This window comes from Roseibium sp. RKSG952 (genome assembly GCF_009711355.1).
Genome location: NZ_SMMF01000739.1, coordinates 1 through 6,329 on the forward strand (window position 1 = coordinate 1; position 6,329 = coordinate 6,329).

The 6,329-nt window shown below is 56.2% G+C and carries 6 protein-coding genes; 4 read left to right on the forward strand and 2 right to left on the reverse strand.

Annotated elements, in window-relative coordinates; translation table 11 throughout:
* Positions 1–206: 206 nt before the first annotated feature.
* Complete coding sequence (locus tag E1297_RS05200; RefSeq protein WP_196223199.1) at positions 207–809, reverse strand: 3'-5' exonuclease; 603 nt, start codon at positions 807–809, stop codon at positions 207–209.
* A gap of 148 nt (positions 810–957) precedes the next feature.
* Between E1297_RS05200 and E1297_RS51230 the strand changes: the two genes are divergently transcribed.
* Entirely contained in the window at positions 958–1,257 is a 300-nt protein-coding gene (locus tag E1297_RS51230) for a hypothetical protein (protein ID WP_368669464.1), read from the forward strand.
* A 103-nt stretch (positions 1,258–1,360) separates the two neighbouring features.
* Positions 1,361–2,137, forward strand: a complete 777-nt coding sequence (locus tag E1297_RS05210; RefSeq protein WP_155134829.1) for a hypothetical protein — start codon at positions 1,361–1,363, stop codon at positions 2,135–2,137.
* A 9-nt stretch (positions 2,138–2,146) separates the two neighbouring features.
* Here E1297_RS05210 and E1297_RS05215 read toward each other — a convergent pair whose 3' ends face one another.
* Positions 2,147–4,057: a RecQ family ATP-dependent DNA helicase gene (locus tag E1297_RS05215; protein ID WP_155134832.1), complete on the reverse strand. Its 1,911-nt coding sequence runs from the start codon at positions 4,055–4,057 to the stop codon at positions 2,147–2,149.
* 363 nt (positions 4,058–4,420) lie between these two features.
* Here E1297_RS05215 and E1297_RS05220 point away from each other — a divergent pair, with 363 nt between their 5' ends.
* Both E1297_RS05220 and E1297_RS05225 read left to right on the forward strand, forming a co-directional pair.
* On the forward strand, positions 4,421–5,131 hold the full coding sequence (locus E1297_RS05220) for a MucR family transcriptional regulator (RefSeq protein ID WP_155134835.1): 711 nt from the start codon (positions 4,421–4,423) through the stop codon (positions 5,129–5,131).
* A gap of 75 nt (positions 5,132–5,206) precedes the next feature.
* Entirely contained in the window at positions 5,207–6,298 is a 1,092-nt protein-coding gene (locus tag E1297_RS05225; RefSeq protein ID WP_155134837.1) for a hypothetical protein, read from the forward strand.
* Positions 6,299–6,329 lie beyond the last annotated feature (31 nt).

The following is a 6,329-nucleotide window of genomic DNA, read 5'->3' on the forward strand; positions in this document are numbered from 1 at the left end:
GTCAAGAGCGCACCTCGCGCAGCGAGGTATACGGCACGAAGCTCGGCAGATTCGTGGAGAATTCGCCCGTCGGAGAGCCGTTGACCTCATTAACGCCTCCCCGCCCTGAAGGACGGGGTTCCCAGCGCGCAGTTCGGATGAAGACGGACAGCATTCTCGTCTTCAGGAAGCAGCGGTTACCCTATCCTGTTTCTTGTCCGAACAGATTACAAATGATTCGAGGAGTATTGAATCCCGCATTCCGAACCTTGGCGCATGGATCGGGTTCTAGCGATCCAGACGTGGGCCAGACCCATGGCGTCGTTGAGGGCCGTGTGCCGCCCGCGACCAGGTTCAAGGCCCATCTCCCCCATGACTCGGTGCAGTCCTGCGTTCTCCGTTTGACCGGAGTCTATCGTGCATTCCAGCCCCAGGTTCCGGAACGCTCGGGAGAACGGGTTTTCGATTTCGTGCTTCACGCAGTCGCGTTCGATCACGATGTCGTCCCTGCCCCAGGCCATCCAAAGCTTGGACCCACTCCCCCACTTCCGCTTGAGCGCGTTCGCCACTTCGGGAAGCGGGCGGCCGTGTCTCCTTAGGTTTTCGTTTGTTATACCCGTCAGCCGGGTGCAGTACTCGGACACGCTTGACCATTTAGGTCTCACGAAAAACCTATCGGACCGAGTTATTGTCAGGTTTTCCGTCGAAATCTCCACCAACCCCACATCTATGATCTCCGGGAGCCGCTCCGGAGACGGCCCCTCCTCCCAACAGGTCATTTCAAAGTCGACGGCGAGAACTTTGTCGAGGCGCGTTTTTTTCAAAGACATCATCGTATTCCGCATTCACTGTGTTAACGTCCGGACATGGACGATCAGGATCCCTTCCTAGTCGATCGGCTACGATGCGCACGGTCAAGTCGAAGGACACTAAACCCGAGATGATCGTGAGGCATCTAGTGTGTCGTCCCGGGTTTGGATGCGGGCTTCACGCCAAGGATCTCCCAGAAGTCCTGACCCCGTCTTTCGGAAACGACGGATAGCCGTGTTCGTGCACGGTTGCTTCTGGCACTTCCATCCCGGCTGTCATCCCGACTGTCAAAGAGCGATGCTTCTCAGGACCCGCCGCGAATGGTGGCGCAAGAAAATCTCCACCAACGTCCTCAGCTACGCACATTCGTCTTCTGACCGAACTTCGCTGGGATTCGCTCGTTCTGTGGGAGTGCGAAAGCGCGGACGAAAAGCTCACGAACGACAGACTTCTCCGCTTTCTCGTTAACGAAGCCGAGCCTTATCTTGTTGACAAATCGCCCGTAAAGGACGATTTTTCTTACGACACATAGATAAAAAGCGTACCCCATCGCTCTCGAAAGGAACCACCCATGAACTCCGTCGCCCAGTCTAAAAAGCAGGACGCGTCAAAAGAACTGCGTCTTCCGCAGGACTTCAAGGCGAAGACCAACGTCGCGGCCGGCACGGTTCGGATTTCGAGGAAGCGTCGTTCGATCGAGATTCCGCTCGGGGCATACGCTTCGGTCGCCAACGTGTTAGCGATATTCACCGAGGGGGGCCGATTGAACGAGCTCCCCGACGAAGCAACCTTGAAATTGGTCGATGAGTTCACTGGTGGTTCGGCGACATTCAGGGCCGACGAGATCGCGGCGGTCACCGAGGCTATCGACACGTTTGTCGCCAAGTCCCCGAGAAAGAGGTCCTCGCAATCGCCGAAGACCAAACCGCAACAAACAACGACATCCGCCGCTGCGAAATCATCCTCACGTAATCAGACCGACTTGAAGGTCATGGAAACGAAGAAGTCTGAAGCCCGGCCCGTCGTCGAAGATACTCACTGGTCGTCCATGCTTCTGCCTAGGGTGACCGACCCAGACTTCGACATGCGCCTCGTAAAACTTGCCGTTTCCCCGAAGAAGGCGAAGGAGGTGTACGGTCTCGCCACCGACAAGAATATCCCCAAGGATGCCGTTATTCTCCCGGGGTACGATGTCAAGACTAATGGCCGCCACATTTGCTGGGTCATTGTAGAGAACGAGAAAACGTTTCACATCGAAAAGACGGGTTTCTACGCGGGAAGTACGCATCGCGCGCTTGAGGGGGCCTGCGCCCGGCTGAAATTCGGGGTCGTTCCAAACGCATCCTGAGATTCTCCCTCAATCGAAGAGCGCAACGTCTCTGGAGGCTTCGCTCTCGTCCAATGTCCCATTGGAGATAATTTCAAGGATGTCCGGCGCATACCGTTTCAGTTTCTCACTACCGAAACCAGTGATGCTCTCTATTTCGGCAATTGAACCCGGCCGTTGCGCGACCAGCCTTTCAATGATCCTGTCCGACATGATTTCGAATGGTTTCAGCCCCCTCTCGTTCGCTGCGGATCTCCTGTAATCCTCCAGTGATCGCATCAAAGCGGCGCTTCTTCGTGGCAAAGCGGCTTGAACTCTCTTCCCGAGCTTCCTTGGCTTCTTTTGTCTGTTTGGATACGCAATCCCGACGGAGAGACCCCCCTCTCCCGCCTTGCGCCCCAGTCGCGTGACCGCGATTCCGCCAGCTGGAAGGTATTCGAGGAATCCTGCTGCGGCCATTTGCCTGATCGCGGTTTTCCATATTTTTCCGTCGATGTCTTTTCCGTTACCGAACGAGCCGAGCCCTTGGTGACCGTTATTCAGAACTTTGTCTGTCCCGACACCCGTGAGGACGGAGATGAGATATCCGGCTCCGAATGATTGTCCAGTTTCGGCGACGGCCTTGATCAATTTGGCGGCGTTCTTGCTAAAATCTGATATCTCAGCAGGCACCTTACACCTGTCGCAGTTGCCGCAGGATCCGCCGTGTTTCTCGCCGAAGATGGGAAGTAGTGTCGATCTGCGGCAAAGGTGGGATTCCGCGTAGCCTCTCATCATGAGGAATTTGCGATATGCGGTCAGTGCTCGGTTTCTCTCGTCATTCCCGGTCGCCGCCGATATCTCGGCCGCGATCGCGATCGACACCTGTCCGGCATTCCGAACGGAATTGAACGCTATCGCCTTCGAAGGTCCGCCATCGCGTCCGGCTCGTCCGATCTCCTGATAATAGGCCTCAGGTGACCCCGGAAGATTGGAGTGAACGACGAGGCGAACGTCCGGTTTGTCGATTCCCATGCCAAAGGCGATGGTGGCGACCACGACGATATCGGTTTCATTCAAGAAGGCTTCTTGCGCCTCGTATCGTTCCTCGGGCGAAAGCCCAGCATGATAGCGAACGGCCCTAACGCCTCCCGATTTCAGGTGTTCTGCGATTTGATCAACCCTCCTTCTGCTCCGGCAGAATACGATCGCGGATTTTCCGTCCCTTTCCGAAAGCACGCTCGATATATGAGCCTCCGATCCGGGCGCGTCGATGATTTCCAGTTCGATGTTGGGCCTATCGAAACTGGCTGAGAACTCGACCGCGTCCTCAAGACCCAGAAGCGTCCTTATATCGGCCCTCGTTATCGGATCGGCCGTCGCCGTAACAGCCATCTTTGGAGTTCCCTCGTGGCGCGCCAGAAATCCTCCCAACTTTAGGTATTCGGGCCTGAAGTCGTGACCCCACTGGGATACGCAATGGGCCTCGTCGATCGCGATGAGCGACAACTCGACATTCCTTATGAGGTTCTCGAAACCTAAGCTGACCGCCCTTTCCGGAGAAATGAAAAGGATGTCCGCCGTGCGACTGTCGACGGATTTCTTGATTCGCGTTCTTTCCTCAAGGGAGTCCTCGGACGAGAGGTAGTGGGCTTCCACGCCGTTTTCCCTCAAACTCCGTACCTGATCCCTCATGAGTGACACGAGAGGTGAGACCACGACACCCATTCCGGGTCTGGAGATGGCTGGAACCTGATAACAAAGAGATTTGCCAGCCCCGGTCGGAAACAGCACGACCGTATTGGACCCTTGCATCGCCGTTTCCACGACGCGCTTCTGACCCTCCCTGAATTCGGGATAACCGAATATCTTGCGAAGAATATCTAGCGGATTGGCGCAACCGTTGGAATTCCAATTCGGAGATTTCCCGGCGGCGTTGTTCGGGCTCGAAGTAATGTTCATCAGGCTTCTCTCAGGAATTCAAGAGGGATGTTCGCCCAAGGCACTCCGATTGGTCAATACGAGACCAGGTTTCTGGGCTTCGATCTTCAATTTTTGACATTAAATTCCTGCGAAATCCGATTCAACGCACCGATACTGGTCATTCGAGGGCGATTAAATTCCAGCAAAACTGGCCTCGTGAATAGGAATTTAACAGCTAAAAATGGATTCTACGAGAACAAAACATGAACTTGTCAACTTTTTTGTTGCGCCTCTTGTTCTTTTGCATTACGCCAATCCCATCAGCAGTGACCAACCCCATCGATACTTCACCGCCATGAGGATATCGGGGCACTGAAACGAAAAAGCTGAGGAGCTTTTCAGATGCAAAATGAACCGACAGGGAATCTTCTGATAGAAGGTCTCACCAAGATCACAACCACCCAGCAGACGACCAATCCGATGTCGCCGAGCGAAGTAAAGGACTTCATCAGGGACATCGGAGCGACGCTCCTGTCCTTCGTTCAGCCGGGCGCACAGGTTGCCGCCGCTCCCGCCGCCAAACAGATTGCAGCTCCTGCCCCTCAGGCGGAGGCTCCGAAAATTGCAGCTCCGGCTCCTCAGGCGGAGGCCCCAAAAGCAGTGACCAAGAAGACGAAGGCTCCCGCGGTAGTGAAGGAGACTTCGAGCGAAGTCGTTGAGGAAGAGAGCGAAGAGGCTCCGCAGCTTGAAATCGCCTCCACGCCGCAGACCATTCGGGAGCGGTTCAGTGACCTGCCCACGGAGCCGATTATCGACAGGAATGACTCGATTCAGAACGCCCACATCATCTGCCTGTTCGACGGTGTCAAGAAAAAGATGATGTCCCGGCACCTGAAGGCCAAGTATAAGATGACCCCTGCGGAATACCGCGAGTACTGGGATCTTCCTGCTGATTACCCGATGACGGCCCCCGGCTACTCCGCCGAGAAGCGCGCCATCGCGAAGGCGCAGGGACTCGGCACCGCCGCTCAGCATAAGAAAACGGGCAAGCGAACGAACGCCAAGGCGAAGACATCCGCCCGCCGGACCACGAAAGCAAAGGCAACCGCCTAAATCTCGCCTCTTGTTAGGTTCTGCCGCTCGGCGCATCATTTGAAAATACGATGCACCGAGCGGGAGCCTGCGAGAATGAGTGAAGTTCAACTCGATGCGGCCGTTCGCAAAGACGCTTCAGCGTCAGAAAAACGAACGGCCCGGTCTTATGTGAGCGACGCGTTGATCAACGCGGACGCTCCGCTCGTTAGCGCGAAACTCTCCCACCGCTTCCTTCCCGGGCTCTGGCAAGCCGCGATGAACATCGTATTGGAGTGGTTTGAGATCGAGCACGCCTCACTCGTGCTGAGGGATAGGCTTCGCGAGATCGCCGGAGACGGCGACAATTGGGATTGCCCGGCGGTTTCCTTCGACGACGAAACCATGGATAAATACGTCGCCGAAGTAACCGGATCGGCCGGCATCATCCTGCAAAACCTCGAAACCGCCTACGTCCGCATGCAGGATGACGACATCGACGATCATTTTCCGACCAGCGTTCTGGATGCCGCCTTGGTCGTTCTCGTAAACGCTTGGGGGCCTCTGCACACGCGTCGAGCACTCACCGAACAGGTGCAAGTTCTTTTGTCCGGTGTGAATGAGCCGGTTAATTTCATGGAACCGTGCCGTCTGGTGGATCAGAGGACTCTCGCCCGCAAGCGCGCCGACAAGCGTCGCCGCTCCGAGGAGCGAAAGGAGCATCACGACGAGGTCCGCTTGGGGCACGATCAAGTACCCAGCGCCCCCGCCCTCACAGAGGGTTCCGAACGATGGATAACGGCGTTCACCTCGACTGATGTCTCTCCGGACGGCGAGGCCGCGTGGGTCGTTTCCCTTAGGTCACATGACAAAAACGGTCGCATAGACGAACGAACCTTCGGTGCCGTAATGAAGGATCCGACAGGCCGCGCCGCTGCCGTGGAGGGCCTCCGCGCTTGCGTCATGGAGGCGTGCCGGGAGACCCTGAAGGCTCATCTCACCATTGAGACGCCCTCCGAATTCCTGATCAGAGGGGTCACGGATGCCCACGTGCCGGGGGTTCGACTGGAGAACGAATCGGATTCCTGGCGAGAGATCGACGAAATCATGGAAACCCACTCCGTTCATCATCGGCTTCGTTCACGGGCTTCGGACGCCGATTTATCGGTCAGGTCGGCGGTGATGATGCGCGATCTGTTGGGGTCCTGATATCAAATCCACATGGCGGACATCGAAGGCA